The 15,828-nt window shown below is 69.7% G+C and carries 14 protein-coding genes; 10 read left to right on the forward strand and 4 right to left on the reverse strand.

Annotated elements, in window-relative coordinates; translation table 11 throughout:
• Window positions 1–84 precede the first annotated feature (84 nt).
• The 4 genes from OG406_RS00600 to OG406_RS00615 all read right to left on the reverse strand — a co-directional run bounded on the left by OG406_RS00600 (window position 85) and on the right by OG406_RS00615 (window position 4,839).
• A complete protein-coding gene (locus tag OG406_RS00600; RefSeq protein WP_327407531.1) occupies window positions 85–1,299 on the reverse strand; it encodes a helix-turn-helix domain-containing protein in 1,215 nt (404 codons plus the stop codon).
• Between the two features lie 222 nt (window positions 1,300–1,521).
• Window positions 1,522–2,472 (reverse strand): hypothetical protein, encoded by a 951-nt coding sequence (locus OG406_RS00605; RefSeq protein ID WP_164374385.1) that lies wholly within the window; start codon window positions 2,470–2,472, stop codon window positions 1,522–1,524.
• A 59-nt stretch (window positions 2,473–2,531) separates the two neighbouring features.
• Window positions 2,532–4,091, reverse strand: coding sequence for a DUF6801 domain-containing protein (locus OG406_RS00610; RefSeq protein WP_329183178.1), 1,560 nt, complete (start codon window positions 4,089–4,091; stop codon window positions 2,532–2,534).
• A 115-nt stretch (window positions 4,092–4,206) separates the two neighbouring features.
• Window positions 4,207–4,839, reverse strand: a complete 633-nt coding sequence (locus OG406_RS00615) for a hypothetical protein (RefSeq protein ID WP_081224133.1) — start codon at window positions 4,837–4,839, stop codon at window positions 4,207–4,209.
• A gap of 736 nt (window positions 4,840–5,575) precedes the next feature.
• Here OG406_RS00615 and OG406_RS00620 point away from each other — a divergent pair.
• The 10 genes from OG406_RS00620 (at window position 5,576) to OG406_RS00665 (ending at window position 15,706) form a co-directional block, all read left to right on the forward strand.
• Window positions 5,576–6,586 (forward strand): ABC transporter ATP-binding protein, encoded by a 1,011-nt coding sequence (locus OG406_RS00620; RefSeq protein ID WP_164374387.1) that lies wholly within the window; start codon window positions 5,576–5,578, stop codon window positions 6,584–6,586.
• A 26-nt stretch (window positions 6,587–6,612) separates the two neighbouring features.
• Window positions 6,613–7,344: an MlaE family ABC transporter permease gene (locus OG406_RS00625; protein WP_081224556.1), complete on the forward strand. Its 732-nt coding sequence runs from the start codon at window positions 6,613–6,615 to the stop codon at window positions 7,342–7,344.
• A 6-nt stretch (window positions 7,345–7,350) separates the two neighbouring features.
• A complete protein-coding gene (locus OG406_RS00630; protein WP_081224135.1) occupies window positions 7,351–8,157 on the forward strand; it encodes an MlaE family ABC transporter permease in 807 nt (268 codons plus the stop codon).
• A 100-nt stretch (window positions 8,158–8,257) separates the two neighbouring features.
• Complete coding sequence (locus OG406_RS00635) at window positions 8,258–9,466, forward strand: MCE family protein (RefSeq protein WP_266620479.1); 1,209 nt, start codon at window positions 8,258–8,260, stop codon at window positions 9,464–9,466.
• The gene (locus tag OG406_RS00640; protein ID WP_164374389.1) at window positions 9,463–10,518 is read left to right on the forward strand and encodes an MCE family protein; all 1,056 of its coding nucleotides are present in this window, start codon (window positions 9,463–9,465) and stop codon (window positions 10,516–10,518) included. Before OG406_RS00635 ends, OG406_RS00640 begins: the two co-directional genes overlap by 4 nt.
• Window positions 10,515–11,606: an MCE family protein gene (locus OG406_RS00645; protein WP_329183187.1), complete on the forward strand. Its 1,092-nt coding sequence runs from the start codon at window positions 10,515–10,517 to the stop codon at window positions 11,604–11,606. The genes OG406_RS00640 and OG406_RS00645 overlap by 4 nt, the downstream gene beginning before the upstream one ends.
• Window positions 11,606–12,625 (forward strand): MCE family protein, encoded by a 1,020-nt coding sequence (locus OG406_RS00650; RefSeq protein ID WP_329183189.1) that lies wholly within the window; start codon window positions 11,606–11,608, stop codon window positions 12,623–12,625. The genes OG406_RS00645 and OG406_RS00650 overlap by 1 nt, the downstream gene beginning before the upstream one ends.
• Window positions 12,625–13,875: an MCE family protein gene (locus OG406_RS00655; RefSeq protein WP_267050108.1), complete on the forward strand. Its 1,251-nt coding sequence runs from the start codon at window positions 12,625–12,627 to the stop codon at window positions 13,873–13,875. The genes OG406_RS00650 and OG406_RS00655 overlap by 1 nt, the downstream gene beginning before the upstream one ends.
• Window positions 13,872–15,170 (forward strand): MCE family protein, encoded by a 1,299-nt coding sequence (locus tag OG406_RS00660; protein ID WP_267049955.1) that lies wholly within the window; start codon window positions 13,872–13,874, stop codon window positions 15,168–15,170. The genes OG406_RS00655 and OG406_RS00660 overlap by 4 nt, the downstream gene beginning before the upstream one ends.
• Window positions 15,167–15,706 (forward strand): hypothetical protein, encoded by a 540-nt coding sequence (locus OG406_RS00665; protein WP_267049954.1) that lies wholly within the window; start codon window positions 15,167–15,169, stop codon window positions 15,704–15,706. Before OG406_RS00660 ends, OG406_RS00665 begins: the two co-directional genes overlap by 4 nt.
• The last annotated feature ends 122 nt before the right edge of the window (window positions 15,707–15,828 follow it).

The following is a 15,828-nucleotide window of genomic DNA, read 5'->3' on the forward strand; positions in this document are numbered from 1 at the left end:
CTGCAGTTCCTTGCTTCCGGTTACCGGGCGGTCGGTGCGCGGCGAATCAGCAGTCGCCGCCGCGACATCCCGGCGCGGAGACGGTCACGACCCCGTCCCCGTGTCGTCCTGCAGATGCAGTGAGCGCAGGGCCGCTTCGAGTGCGAAGCGGTGGTCCGGGTCGGTGAGGCGGTCGCCGAGGCGTGCGTCGAGGCCGCGCAGACGGTAGCGGACCGTCTGGGCGTGGACCCCGAGCATGTCGCCGACCTGTTCGGCCGGCGCGCGGGTGGAGATGTGCACCCGGAGCGTCTCCACCAGCCGTTCACGCCGGCTGGCGGGCAGGCCCGCCAGGGGCGCCAGTTCGCGGGCGGCCACCTGCCGGACCAGGGGCGGGTCCGACAGGAGCCACAGGGTCGTGAGGTGGTCCTCGCAGCGGACGACGGGGGCGTCGGGCACGATTCCGTCGTCGATGAGCTGCAGGACGCGCCGGGACCAGCGCAGCGAGTCGGCCGCCTGCGCCGTCGGCAGCGTCAGACCGATGACGGCGCGGGTGCCGTCGAGTGCCCGGCCGAGCATGCTCTGCCGTTCGGGGGTCAGCGGCCCCGGAACCAGGAGGTGGGGGTGGGGAGCGTCGAGTTCGGTGAGTACGTCGTCGGCGAGGCCCGCCTCGATGCCGTCGGGTACGGCTGAGCGGAGGGCGATCAGGGTGCACTCGGCGGGCAGGGGCCACGCAGCGGCCTCGCAGAGGTCCGTGATCGTCGGCTGGGGCAGTGGGGGTGCGCCCAGTATGAGGTGCAGCAACTGCCTGCGCAGCATGGCTACTTCGGAGGTACCGCGGGCCTGCACCTCGCTGTAGCCCTCGCGGGAGACCTCGGCCAGCTCCTCCACGTAGGCGAACAGGGCGTCGGCGAAGGCGAGGATGAGGGTGGGCGAGAGGCTGTACTGGCGGCCCACCGACTGCGCGCGCCGCAGAGCGATGCGGGCTCCCAGCCGGTAGGCACCCTGGAGGGACTCCAGGTCGCGCCCTTCGTACGCCTCCACGCGACCGAACCGGCGCAGCAGTGTGTCGCGGAGCGTAGAGGGCTTGTCGGGCTCGGCGACGCGGTCGACGAAGGCGGTGATGGCCTGTTCGACGCCTTGCCGGATGGTGTCCGCGTCCGGTCCGTCGAGGAGGCGGCCGTATACGGGATAGGCACGGGTGACCTCGGCCCGGATCTCCCTGACGAGACTGGGTAACTCCGGTCTCATCAAAGCGGCGAACCCGATGGGCAGTGGATCGAGCGGCTCACCGACTTCCGGTGTACGCGCGGGTGAAGGCATCCGTGATCCCTCGCTCTTCTTGTGCCCAGGGGAGGTCGCCGGCACGGACACCGAGGTGCCGAACGAGCGGGCTCGGCGTCCGGGCCGGACGTCGGACGCAGGACGTCCTTGGCACCTGAAAGTAATTCAACTTCTCCAGCGCGTACACACTTTGGGCACAGATAGGTCTGCCGAGGCGACTGTGCGTTGCCGGGGTGGCTGAGAACAGTCGCCTCGCGGCCTCTACTTGACGGCGCTGTGCCAGTTCTTGGAGAGCTCCTTGCCCGCGTCCGGTGCGGCGGTGCCCGGGGCGCCGAGACCGGCCAGGGACGTGGAGGCGCTGTTGAGGGTCAGGCTGTTGTTGCCGGCGGCGGAGGGCAGGCCCGTCTTCAGGTTCACGGCGGCGTCGATCAGGCCGAACAGGCCGAGTCCGCAGCCGCTGGCGCCCGGAACCGCGAAGGTGCTGTCCTTCTGTGTGGCACCCGTGAGGTTGACGCGGCTCATGGTGCCCTCGTCGTTCAGGTTGCCGGCTCCGTCGAAGAAGGTGAGTCCGAAGTCGGGGTAGTTGACGTTGCTCGGGCGGAGCACCACCGGCTTGGACGCGGACCCGATGTAGCACTTGCTGCCCAGGAGGGGATTCTCCAGGTGGATACGGACCGGAATGGAGACGATGGGCAGGTCGGTGAGGGCGCCGGCGCTCTGGTCGAAGTTCGAGGGGGTGCCGACGGATTCCACGGTTGCCGTGATCTTGTTGAGGCTCGCGTTGGTGATCTGGTTGCAGATCGCGGTGACCGCGGGCACGTTGCTCGGGCACATCAGGCCGATCAGGCCGCCCGGCACGGTGGCGGAGTCGGCGATGAGGGCGCCTCCGGACGGGGCCACCACGGTGCTGCTGCCGTCGGAGTTCTGGATGACGCCTATCTGCAGGTCGGTGCGGCCCGTGGTCACCGTGGTGTTGCCCAGCTTGATCGAACCGCTGGCGGAGGAGGACGCCACGCACTGCGGGGTCCGCTCCAGGCCGTCGGCGGCGACCATGGCCGGGGCGTCGACGGGACACCTGGTGAACGGGGCCCACTCGCCGTTCAGCTGTGCGGTGGCCGCGGTGGCCGTGCCCATCGAGGCGAAGGCGCCGACGGCGGTGGTCAGTGCGGTGGCGACGGTGGCGGATCTGGCCGAAAAGCGCAGGCGGGTCATGAGGTGCCTTTCGTGACGGAAGGGGAGGTGTGGCGGCTGTCGAACGGTTCGGGTGCGTTTCAGCGTTCGGGTACGGGAACCTTGAGAGGCTGGCGGTCCTCGGTGCATTCGTCGGGGTTGGGCACCTCGGCGGCGGCGAAGCAGGTCTGGCCCTGCATCTGTTTGATGTAGTTGCCGGTTCCGGACACGGCCGCGGTGAAGAGGCGGTCCAGGTTCTCGCCCGCGTTGTTGCAGCCGTGGAAGGCGGGGATGGTGACCTCGCCGGTCAGGGGTCCGCCGGAGAGCAGTTGGTAGCCGGTCGCCGGCTCGCCGGAGTTCTGTTCTCCCCGCCCGTGCAGGACGAGGTGGTCTCCGGGGAACTTGGCGCTGTCGGGCTCGGGCGACTTCAGCGAGCCGCTGGTGCGGCAGGCGGGGCCGACGTTCAGCGGTGTGCCGTCGACCTCCAGTTTGGTCACCCGCAGGACGAGCGGCACCCGGATGTAGGTGTCGGTGCTGGTGAACACGAAGTCGGTGGCGCCGAGCGAGTCGACGGTCAGGGGTCCGGCCTGCTCCAGCACCATGGTCGCCTTGGCGGGCATGAAGCGGAAGGTCAGCAAGGTCGCCGTGAACGGCATGCTCTCCTTGCGGCCGTTGTTGTAGAGGTCGCCGGTGGAGTGCTGGCGGATGACGCCACCGCTCCAGTCCGGGTACGGCTCGAACTCGGGCGATCCTTGTTCGAGCATGGTGCAGAACGGCGGGATGAGGGCAGCGGCGTCCTGCTTGCGCACGTTGGAGTACCCGGCGACGTAGCTGTTCAGGGACATCGGACCGAGTGGGTAGCCGGCGTCGTACTTGCACGGTGGTGCCGCCGGACGGGCGTCGGCCTGAACGGACGGCCGGCCCGCGACCTTCGGGGCGCGCTTGTCCTGGCCGCCACCCGGCGTCCCGTCCTCCTGGCCCGGCGTGCCGGACGGGGAGGCGGAGGGCGAGGCGGTCGGTGAGTCGTCCGGGCTGCCCGTGCCGGCGCCGACGGTGACGGTGCCCAGCTGCGCGGTGGCGTCCTTGCCGGGCGTGCAGTCCAGGGTGAGTGACGTGGGGTCGGTCTCGGGCGTCGCCGCGGCCGGCGCCAGGTCCACGCTGAGAGCCCCGGCGGTGAAGGTCAGGTCACCGTCGTCCTGTCCGGTGACGGTGGGGACGTCCCCGGTGGTGTTGAGCGTCAACGGTCCTGTCGACGGGACAGGTTGTGCGGTCGCGGAGCCGCGCCAGAGTGCTTGTGCGGTGGAGTCGCCCTGCGCCACGTCGATCGTGAGCCGGGTGCCGGCCGTGACGGTGGTCGCCTCCTTGTCGATGAGCTTGTGCACCGCTTCCTCGGACAGTTCGACGGAGGTCTCCACGTCGGAGGCCTGGATGGCCTGTCCCACGTCGACCCGGTCGGGCAACGACGCGGAGACGCGCACGGTCGCGTCCACCGCTCCGGACGGCAGGGTGCACGTGTAGGGCAGTGTGACGTCGACCGTCTGGTCGGCGGCGACGACGGCTCCGGCGGGCACCATGGCGGCGAGGACGACGAACGCGGCGATCGTGGCGTTGCGGCCACGGGTGCTCTGCCGGGTGGCGCCCACCGTCAGGTGCAGTCTCATCAACTAGCTCCGCTCGTTCGGATCAGGGAGGTGCGGTGGTACGGGCTCGGGCGCGCAGGCGACCCGGATGCGCCCGGCCGGTGGTCCGGCCGGGCGCATCCGAGCACGGGACCACCTACGGGTTGGAACCCTTGATGGTCGGGATGGTGGTCGTGTTCTTGACCTTCACCGCGTAGTTGCCCTTGAAGGTGGGCTTCGTCGAGGTGGTGACGACCGTGCCGCAGCCGGTCGCCGTCGTGACCGTCAGCTCGCCGGAGACACTGGCGACCGCGAGGATGCCGGTCGAGTTGGTGTAGGTGGCGGACGCCTTGCCGACGACCTTGAACACGCAGGCGCCGACGGTGATGGTCGCGTTCACGTTGCCGATGTAGCCCTTGGTCACGCCGGTCGCGGCGGTGTAGTCCTGGGCGACGACGGTCCACGGGGTGGTGGCCACGGTCGTCACGTTGCCGAGGACGCTGGTGCAGGGCGCACCGCTGGTGCCGAAGTTGATGGCGGAGATGCTGGCGACCGTCGCGGGGTTGCCGGTGGCGCTCGCCATCGTGCCGGAGGCGGAGGACGTCGTACACGTCATCGGGATGTTGGCCGTCAGCACGATGTTGCCGCTGTTGGTGGCAGTGAAGCTGGACGGTGTCGGGTTGACGGTCCAGACGGTGGACGGCACGGCCGACGACGGACCGATCGCCAGACCGAAGGCAGCAGCAGCCGCACCCGCGATGACTGCGGTTCTCTTGAGGGACTTCTTCATAACTCTCGGACGCTCCTTGTGGATTGACCGGCAGAGGGTGCACATCGCCCGCCGGTAATTTACGGGCTTCTGGCTCCCGCGGCTCTGGATTCCTCGACCGCGCTCCGACGTTACTTGCGAGAAACATGGCTGAACAATGGCGCAGACCATGATTCTTTTGGCTCTTTTCTGGACTGTTTCCCAGGTGAGCGGTCCACTGTCGCCGTTAGTCATCCGATGCCAAATCCCGGTGGCAGGGCAATCGTTGGCCGAACAGCCACGCAGCACACCGCCACACGGCCCTCCAAGCGCGCCGGAAACGGTGGATTGCGCACCCGGTGACAAGGTTTCGGGCGGCCTTTGTCTCCTGGCACACACATCGGGTTTGGCCGAAGCCTGTCGCTCTAAAAACTCGGCAACTGGTATTGCCCGGCCAGGTTACTGGGCCGTAATGTTCCGGTGCGCAGCTGCGGTCCAGGTCGGCGCCCCTGCCGGCCGGACTCACGACGGGCGGTTTCGGCCTCACCCTCCTTCGAGGCCGGATCCCCCGTCAGCAGGGCCTCGTACAGCCGACCCCCCGGAGGTACGAGGCCCTGCTATCTCCACGGAGACAAGATCCGATCGGGCTTTTGTCTCCGCGGTGACAAAGTCGGGGAGCGCCCCCGAGAGCGGGTTCCCTACCCATTGTCAACGAACGACAGAACCACCTAGCGTGCGCCACACGGTGCACACGCGAACCGCGCCTGCTGGAGGTGAAATGGGCATCGAAGTCGTGGTCGAGGGACTGACCAAGTCTTTCGGCCGGCAGAACATCTGGCAGGACGTGACGCTGACTTTGCCGGCTGGAGAAGTGAGTGTCATGCTCGGTCCGTCCGGCACCGGAAAGACCGTTTTCCTGAAGTCGCTCATAGGGCTGCTCAAACCCGATAGGGGACGTGTCCTCATCGACGGAGTGGACATGGCGAACAGTCGGGAACACGAGATTTACGAGACCCGTAAAATGTTCGGGCTCATGTTCCAGGACGGCGCCCTGTTCGGCTCCATGTCGTTGTTCGACAACATTGCCTTTCCGCTGCGCGAGCACACGCGGAAGAAGGAGTCCGAGATCCGCCGCATCGTCATGGAGCGGATCGAGGTGGTCGGCCTGCTGGGCGCCGAGGGCAAGCTGCCCGGCGAGATCAGCGGCGGCATGCGCAAGCGGGCGGGGCTCGCCCGAGCGCTGGTGCTCGACCCGCAGATCATCCTGTGCGACGAGCCGGACTCCGGCCTCGACCCGGTCCGCACCGCCTATCTGTCGCAGCTGCTCATCGACCTGAACGCGCAGATCGACGCGACGATGCTGATCGTCACCCACAATCTCGACATCGCCGCGACCGTGCCCGACAACATGGGCATGCTCTTCCGGCGCGAGCTGGTCACGTTCGGCCCCCGCGAGGTGTTGCTGACCAGCGAGGAACCGGTGGTGGCGCAGTTCCTGCGGGGGCGCCGCGAGGGCCCCATCGGCATGTCCGAGGAGAAGGACGCCGCGACGCTGGCCGCCGAGGCCGCCGCGACCCGTCACCCGGAGCAACCCCGTGAGATCGTGCCCCAGTTGGAGCCCTCGCCCGGTCTCCCCCAACGCCGTGCCGTCGCGCGACGGCGCGAGCGGGTGCTCGGCATGATGGACCGGCTGCCGCCGGCCGCCCGGGCCGCCATCGAGCGCACCTACGCGACGAACGGCTCCAACGCCCCGACCGTGCCGATCCCCGTCTCCGGGAGCGGCGCGTGAACGCTGCACTGCGCCAGACCGGACTCATGTTCGCGCTGGCCGCCGAAGTGTGCCGGGCCGCGTTCCGACGCCCCTTCCAGTTCCGGGAGTTCGTCGAGCAGTTCTGGTTCGTCGCGAGCGTCACCATCCTTCCCTCCGCGCTCGTCGCCATCCCGTTCGGCGCCGTGATCGCCCTCCAGGTCGGGTCGCTGACCGAGCAGCTCGGCGCCCAGTCCTTCACCGGCGGCGCCAGTGTGCTGGCCGTCGTCCAGCAGGCCAGCCCGCTGATCGTCGCCCTGCTCATCGCCGGCGCGGGCGGCTCCGCGATCTGCGCCGACCTGGGATCGCGCAAGATCCGCGAGGAGCTCGACGCGATGGAGGTGATGGGTGTCTCGCCCGTCCAGCGCCTGGTCGTCCCGCGCGTCCTCGCCACCATGGGCGTCGCCGTGCTGCTCAACGGGCTGGTCTCGGTGGTCGGCACGCTCGGCGGCTACTTCTTCAACATCGTCCTGCAGGACGGCACGCCCGGTGCCTACCTCTCCAGCTTCTCCGCGCTGGCCCAGCTGCCGGACCTGTACATCAGCGAACTCAAGGCCCTCATCTTCGGGTTCATCGCCGGCATCGTCGCCGCCCAGCGCGGCCTGAACCCGCGCGGCGGACCGAAGGGTGTCGGCGACGCCGTGAACCAGTCGGTGGTCATCACCTTCATGCTGCTCTTCTTCGTGAACATGGTGCTGACGGGCCTGTACCTGCAGATCGTCCCCCCGAAGGGAGGCTGAGCGCCCGTGGCCTCCCCGCTCGTCTGGCTCGACCGCTCCGGCGACCAACTCATCTTCTACGCGAAGACCTTGCTGTGGATCCCGCGGACCCTGCGCCGGTATCTCAAGGAGGTGCTCCGGCTGCTCGCCGAGGTCGCCTTCGGCTCCGGCGGACTCGGTGTCATCGGCGGCACCGTCGGTGTGATGGTCGCGATGACCGCGTTCACCGGCACCGTCGTCGGCCTCCAGGGCTACGCCGCCCTGGACCAGATCGGCACCGCCGCGTTCACCGGGTTCGTCTCCGCGTACTTCAACACCCGTGAGATCGCACCGCTGGTGGCGGGACTCGCCCTGTCCGCCACGGTCGGCGCCGGCTTCACGGCGCAGCTCGGCGCGATGCGCATCAACGAGGAGGTCGACGCGCTGGAGGGCATGGGCATCCGCTCCAAGCCTTACCTGGTCAGCACCCGTGTCATCGCCGGCGTGATCGCGATCATCCCGCTGTACGCCGTCGGGCTGCTCACCTCCTATCTGGCATCCCGGTACGTCACCGTGCTCTTCAACGGACAGTCCCGGGGCACGTACGACCACTACTTCAACCTGTTCCTCTCCCCCACGGACGTCCTGCTGTCGGTGCTGAAGGTGCTGCTGTTCAGCGTGATGGTGATCCTCGCGCACTGCTACTACGGCTACCGGGCCGCGGGCGGTCCCGCGGGCGTCGGCGTCGCCGTCGGCCGGTCGGTGCGCCATGCCATCGTGCTGATCAGCGTGACCGACTTCTTCCTGTCGCTGGCGCTGTGGGGCGCCACCACGACCGTGAAGGTGGCGGGCTGAGATGAGCGCCGTCCTGCTCCCCGAGGAGCGACGCCAGACCCCGCCGCCGCCCAAACGGCGCCGCGGAAGTTCCTCCACCGCGGTACGGCGGTCGGCCGGCCTGGCCTTCCCTCTGGTGACCGCCCTGCTGATCTACGGGACGATCGCCGTCTACGACAAGAAGTTCGTGGACTCCGACCCGATCACGGTGGAGACGGGCAGCGTCGGCAACGAGATGCACCGGGGCGCCGAGGTGAAGCTGCGCGGCGTGGTCGTGGGCGAGGTCCGCGAGATCAGCTCCGCCGGGAACGGCGCCCGGCTCAGCATCGCCCTGCGGCCCGGCGTCCTGCACGAGATCCCGGCGGACGTGCGCGCGCAGATGCTGCCGACCACCCTGTTCGGCGAGCGTTACGTCGCCCTCGTCCCGCCGGCCGCGCCCTCCGCGACGTCGCTGGCCAAGGGCGCCGTCATCCGCCAGGACCACTCGTCCAACGCCGTCGAGCTCCAGCAGGTGCTCGACGACGTCCTGCCGATGCTCACCGCGGTACGGCCCGCCGAGCTGTCGCAGACCCTCTCGGCCGTCTCCCAGGCATTGGAGGGGCGCGGCGAGAAGCTCGGCGCCACGCTGAGCAAGCTCGACCGGCACCTGGCCCGCTTCAATCCTCAACTCCCCGCCCTCAACGAGGATCTCAAGGAACTCGTGAAAGTGAGCCACGTGTACGCCGACGCGGCGCCCGACATCCTCACGGCGCTCACCGACTTCACCACGACCAGCGGGACGATCGCCGAGAAGGAGGGCGACCTGTCGCGGACCTTCGGCGCGACGACGCGCACGGCCGAGGACGTGACCAGCTTCCTGCGCCAGAACAAGGACAACATCATCCGGCTCTCCGCGACGTCCCGGCCCACCCTGCGGCTGCTGGCCGAGTACTCCTCCGAGTTCCCCTGCACGCTGCGCACGCTCGCCGAGTTCGTCCCCGCGATGGACAAGGCGCTCGGCAAGGGCACCGACCGGCCGGGGCTGCACGTGGATGTGACCAGCGAGACGAGCCGCGGCGCGTACACCGCGGGCCACGACACCCCGGTCTACGACTCCGGCGGCGGTCCCAAGTGCTACCCGGTGCCGTACCTGGGCACGGGTGCCCGGCCGGCGACCACGGTGTCCGCCGACGCCGAGCAGGATCTCGGCCCGGCCAACTCCCCGCAGGAGAACGCGCTGGTGAACGAGCTGATCGCGCCGGCCGCCGGTCGGCGGGCCGACGATCTGCCCGACTGGAGCAGCCTGCTGGTCGGTCCTGCGCTGCGCGGGACGGATGTGACGCTCAAGTGACCCCCTCCGACGCGCACATCCGGCGCCGGCCCCTCACCGGGCCGCTGCTGAAGTCGCTGATCTTCATCGTGGTCACCGCGCTGGCCACCACGATCCTCGGGTACAGCGTCGCCGGTACCGGCGTGGGCTCCTCGGGCCGTACGTACCGGGCGCTGTTCAGCGACGTCACCGGGCTCGTCGACGGCGACAGCGTCCGCATCTCCGGCGTCAAGGTCGGCGAGGTCACCGGCGTCCGTGTCGTCGACCGCCGCACCGCGCAGGTCACGTTCACGGTGCGCGAGGACCGGACGCTGCCCCGTTCGACGACCGCGGCGGTGAAGTACCTCAACATGGTCGGCCAGCGGTACCTGTCGCTCGACCGCGGCACGGGCGGCCTGTCGGGGACCCTCGCGGCGAACTCGACGATCCCGCTGGACCGCACCACGCCCGCACTCGACCTGACGCTGCTCTTCAACGGGTTCAAGCCGCTGTTCGAGGGGCTGTCCCCGAAGGACGTCAACGAACTGGCCGGCTCCATCGTCCAGGTGCTCCAGGGCGAGGGCGGCACCGTCGACAGCCTGATGCGGCACATCGGCTCCCTGAGCACCACCGTCGCCGCCAAGGACAAGGTCATCGGCGCGGTCGTCACCAACCTGAACACCGTCCTGAAGACCCTCAACGACCGCGAGGACTCCTTCGACAACCTCGTCGTGACCCTCAAGGAACTGGTCTCCGGCTTCAACGACGACCGCAAACCACTGGGCCGGGCCGTCACCGCCGTGGGCTCGCTGACCACGGTCACCGCCGACCTGCTGCAGGACGGGCGGGCACCGCTCAAGCAGGACATCAAGCAACTGGGCCGGCTCTCCGACAACCTCGGCGACGGCACCCCGCAGATCGAGAACTTCCTCGACCGCACCCCGGCCAAGCTGACCACGCTGTCCCGGCTGGCGTCGTACGGGTCCTGGTTCAACCTCTATCTGTGCGAGGCGAAGGTGACCGGCGTGGGGACCTCCGACGGCTCGAAGCCGCCCACCGGGATCTCCGTCACGGAATCGAGGTGCGGGGCATGACGGCGTCCGTGCAAGGCCGTCGGCCCGCGCGACGCGCGCCACGGTTCAAGCCCGTGAAGGAACGCAACCCGGTGGCCGTGGCTCTCGTCGGCCTCTCCGCCCTGACCGTCGTCGGTCTCCTGGCCTACAACGTGCAGGCACTGCCGTTCATCGGTTCCGGCACCACGTACAGCGCGGACTTCAGCGAGGCGGCCGGCCTCAAGGACGGTGACGAGGTGCGCATCGCCGGGGTGAAGGTCGGCGAGGTCACCGGCGTCTCGCTCGACGGCGCGAAGGTGAAGGTGACCTTCGCGGTGAAGGACGCCTGGATCGGGGACCGCACGACCGCCGCCATCGCCATCAAGACGCTGCTGGGCGACAAGTACGTGGCCCTGGACCCGCTCGGCGGCGCCCGCCAGAGCCCCGGTGCACGGATCCCGCTGTCCCGCACCACGTCCCCGTACGACGTCACCCAGGCGTTCCAGGATCTCGGCGGAACCATCGACGACATCGACACGAAGCAGTTGGCGGCGAGTTTCGAGACGATCTCGGAGACGTTCGCCGACTCCCCCGCGCACGTCCGCACGGCCGCGACCGGTCTCTCCGCGCTGTCGAAGACGGTGTCCAAGCGGGACCAGAAGCTGGCGGATCTGCTCAAGGGGAGCAACAAGTTCACGAAGACGCTCGAGGACCAGAAGTCGAGCTTCGAGACGCTCATCGACGACGGCGGCCCGCTGCTGGGCGAACTGACCGACCGGCGCGACGCCATCAAGGCGCTGCTCACCGGCAGCCGCAAGCTCGGCAAGGAGCTGAGCGGTCTCGTCGAGGACAACGACAAGCAGCTCGGTCCCACCCTCAAGGCCCTGAGCCGGGTGACGGGGGTGCTGGAGGCCAACAACGACCAGCTCGACAAGACACTGGCGCTCGTCGGTCCGTACTACCGGCTCGTCGGCAACACGCTGGGCAGCGGGCACTGGTTCGACAGCTATCTGTGCGGGGTCGTCCCGCCGGAGTACCTGCCCGAGGCGTCCCGGCTGAAGTCGGGCTGCGTGCCGCCCCGGATGACGGGCGCCGGGCAGTCGGCCGCGGCCACGGAAGGCGGCCGGTGATGAGCAGACGCAGAACACTCCTCGCGGCCGGAGCGGCCCTGGTGGTGCTGGCCGGCGGTATCACCGCCACCGCGCTGGCCGACGACTCGGACGGCATCCGGCTGACCGCCTATTTCGACCGGGCCGTCGGCGTGTACGCCGGGTCCGACCTGCGCATCCTGGGAGTCCGCGTCGGTGAGGTCGAGTCCGTGCGCCCGGAGGGCACCAAGGTGCGGGTGCGGCTCGCGCTCGACGAGGGCATCCATCTGCCGGTGGACGCGCGCGCCGTCGTCGTCGCGCCCAGTGTCGTCGCCGACCGGTACATCCAACTGACCCCGGCCTACAGCTCCGGGCCCCGTCTCGGTGACGGCGCGGTGCTCAGCGCCGCCCGCAACCGCACGCCGATGGAGATCGACCAGCTCTACGACCAGATCACCGAGCTGAGCAAGACACTCGGTCCGGACGGCGTGAACTCGGAGGGGGCGCTGAACAAGCTGCTCGCCACCGGCGCCGCCAACCTGGACGGGAACGGCGCCGCGATCGGCGACACCGTCGAACAGTTCGGCAAGGCGGCCAAGACCCTGGACGGCAGCAGCGACGACCTGTTCACCACGCTCAGCCAGCTCCAGTCCTTCACGTCCATGCTCAAGAAGAAGGACAGCGGGGTGCGCACCGCCCAGGAGCGCCTGGACGAGATCGTCGGCTTCTTCGCCGACAACAAGGACGACCTGGCCGGGGCGCTGAAGGAACTCGGTGTCGCGCTCAGCCAGGTCAAGACGTTCATCGAGGACAACCGGGGCGAGCTGAAGAAGAACGTGGACAAGCTCGTGCCCATCACCCAGACGCTCGTCAAGCAGCGGGCTTCCCTGGCGGAGGCCCTGGACGTCGCGCCGCTGGCCGCGGACAACCTGGTGGGCGCCTACGACCCGGACACGCGCCGGCTCAACGGGCGCGCCGACCTCAACGAGATCAGCGTCCTGCCGCTGCCGGTCGCCGGTGACAGCGCGGCATCGACCTCGGAAGGGGGAGCGGGCCGATGATGCGCAGAAAAGAGCGGGAGATCTCGGCGGAGGTCAGCCGCGGCGCGAGCAGCACGGGTGTCGCCATCGGTTCCAGCCTGCGCGGCCTCATCGCCGTCGGCATCGGCCTCGTCCTGACCGTGGGGGCCGCGGTGGTGGTGCTGCCCGGCTTCGACGGCATCGAGGACGTGCCGCTGCCCGGTGGCGCCGACCTGGGATCGCATCCGTATCGGGTCACCGCGAACCTGGACGACGTACTGAGCCTGGTCCCGCAGGCCGCGGTGAAGGTCAACGACGTCGCCGTCGGCCGCGTGACGCGGATCCAGCTGAACGAGAACTGGTCGGCGCGCGTCACGCTGGAGATCAACGGGTCGGTGCGACTGCCGGCGGACGCCGGTGCCCGGCTGGAGCAGTCCAGCCTGCTCGGCGAGAAGTACATCCAGCTCGTGGCGCCGTCGAAGTCCAGTAGTACGGGACGGCTCGCCGACGGCAGTGTCATCCCCGTCTCCCGGACCAACCGCAACACCGAGGTCGAGGAGGTGTTCGGTGCGCTGTCCCTGCTGCTCAACGGCGGCGGTATCAACCAGCTGAAGACGATCACCACCGAGCTGAACTCCGCCCTCGGTGGCCGTGAGCCGCAGATCCGCTCGACGCTGAAGCGGGTCGACACGCTGGTCACCGACCTCGACGAGCACCGCGGCGACATCACCGACGCGCTCGACGGCGTCAACCGGCTGGCGTCGACCCTGGCCACGCGCAAGAAGGATGTCAGCACCGTCCTGACCGACCTCTCACCCGGCCTCAAGACGCTGGAGGACCAGCGCGGCTCCCTGCTGACCATGCTGCGCTCGCTCGACACGCTGTCCGACACCGCCGTCTCCACCGTCAACGCGAGCAAGGACGACATGATCGCCGATCTCAAGGCCATCGCCCCCAGCCTCAAGGCACTGGCCGACGCGGGGACCGACCTGCCCGACTCGCTCCAGGTCCTGCTGACGTACCCGTTCACCGACGAAGTGCTCAGCGGCGTGAAGGGCGACTACCTGAACGTCTACCTGACGATGGCCGCGCCCCGGGGCACGACGATCATCCCGCCGCTGATCCCCGCGCAGTCGTCGCCCTCGCCGACGCCCTCCCCCACGGCGGACCCGCCCGACGCGTCGTCCGAGCGTTCCGCGCGCAAGGGCTCGTCGTTGCCACTGCCGTCGGTCGACACCGTGCAGTCGGGCGCCGCCGGACCGACGGCGGCCACCGGAGGTGAGGACCGGTGATCACTCGGGCCGTCTGGCTCAAGAACGTCGCCTTTCTCGCGCTGTCGGTCACCGTGCTGGGGTTCCTCGCTGTCCGGTACGCCGACCTCGGCCGCTACGTCGGGGCCGCCGACTACTACACGGTCGACGTCGAACTCCCGGCGACAGGGGGCCTGTTCACGCACTCGGACGTCACCTACCGGGGTGTGTCCGTGGGCAGGGTCGGGCCGCTGAAGCTGACCGACGACGGCGTGGTGGCGCAGCTGCGCATCAAGAAGTCCGCACCCCGGATCCCCTCCGACACCAAGGCCGTGGTGGCGAGTCTGTCGGCGGTCGGGGAGCAGTACATCGATCTGCGGCCGGCCAGTGACGACGGCCCCTATCTCGCGGACGGCTCCCACGTGGACCGCGCGGACACCCAGGTTCCGGCGCCGGTCACCGACGTCCTCACCAGCGTCGACGGCCTCGTCAGGTCCGTTCCGCTGGACGATCTGAAGACGGTGGTGGACGAGTTCGGCACGGCGTTCGAGGGGCGGGGCGACGATCTGCAGGTGCTGCTGGACAGCAGTTCCTCCTTCGTCGACGCCGCCGACGACGCGCTACCCGCGACGACGCGGCTGATCACGGACTCGGAGACGGTCCTGCGGACGCAGGCCGAAGAGGGCGACGCGATCCGGGACTTCGGGTCGGGTGCGGTCGAGCTGGCCCGCGCCCTGAAGGGTTCGGACAGCGACCTGCGTCGGCTCGTGGCGACCGCTCCGGATGCCACGGCCCAGGTCAGCGGACTGTTGCGGGACGTCGATCCGAGTCTCGGCGTGGTCCTGGCGAACCTCCTGACCACCTCGGAGGTCGCCGTCACCCGCCAGCGCGGTGTCGAGGAACTCCTGGTGAAGTATCCGGCGGCCGTCTCGGCCGGCGCCACCGCCGTCGACGGGGGGAAGGTCAACCTCGGTCTGGCGCTGACCTTCTTCAAGCCGCTGCCCTGCACCGAGGGCTACGGCGCCACCCGCTACCGCAACGGGCTCGATCTGGGGACGGCCCCGGCGCTGAACACCGATGCGTCCTGCACCGCGTCCGCGTCGAGTGGCGTCAACGTCCGTGGCTCGGCGAACGCTCCGAGCGGAGGCGGCGTCCCGACACCGGCGCGCCCCGGTTCGTTGCCGTCGGGGTCCTCGTCGAGTTCGGGACCGGCGGAAGGCACGTCGCGGAAGACCTCCGAGGCTCTGCCCGGCGCACTGGCACTGCCCGACGCGGGCGGCACCTCACCGACCGGTATGGCGGGGCTGCTGGGTCTCGACGCGGGGGGCGATCGATGAGGCTCGTGAACGTGCTGACCGGCACGGGGCTCGCCCTGGCCCTCGGTTTCTGCGCCACGGGCGCCTGGACGTACGCGCAGGCCCGGGGCGACGACTCGCTCGCCTACGGGCAGGCCCGGGACGCGGCACTCGACGACGGGCGGCATGCCCTGGCCGTGCTCAACACGTTGGACGCCTCGTCGCAGAAGCGTGCCGAGGTCGGCGTGCGGGCTTGGCGGACCGTTTCCACGGGGCCGCTGCGCGACGAGCTGGGCAGCACCCGCCCTCAGACCGGGCCTTCGGCGCGCGGCGCCGTCACGGACGCCGCCGTCACGGCGCTCGACACCCGGGCGGGCACGGCGAAGCTGATCGCGACGGTACGGGTCGACGTCACGCCCGTCGGGTCGAGGACGGCCACCCCGGAGCGCAAGCGGCTGGAGGCGGTCCTGGCGCGTGACGGGGACGGGCAGTGGCGCGTGCGCGCCCTCAGCGCGGTCCCGCAGGCGGACGGCGGAACGAGCGCGTCTCCTTCGCCGAGCAAGGGAGCCACCTCGTGAACCGGCTGTGGGGCGCGACGCGGACCGCGTCGCGGGAGAAGACCGAGGATGCGGCGGACGTCCTCACGGACGACCCCTCGACCGGGACGGAACGCGAACCAGCGGTCTCGCCCGAGGACAAG

Source organism: Streptomyces sp. NBC_01428, assembly GCF_036231965.1.
Lineage (GTDB): Bacteria > Actinomycetota > Actinomycetes > Streptomycetales > Streptomycetaceae > Streptomyces.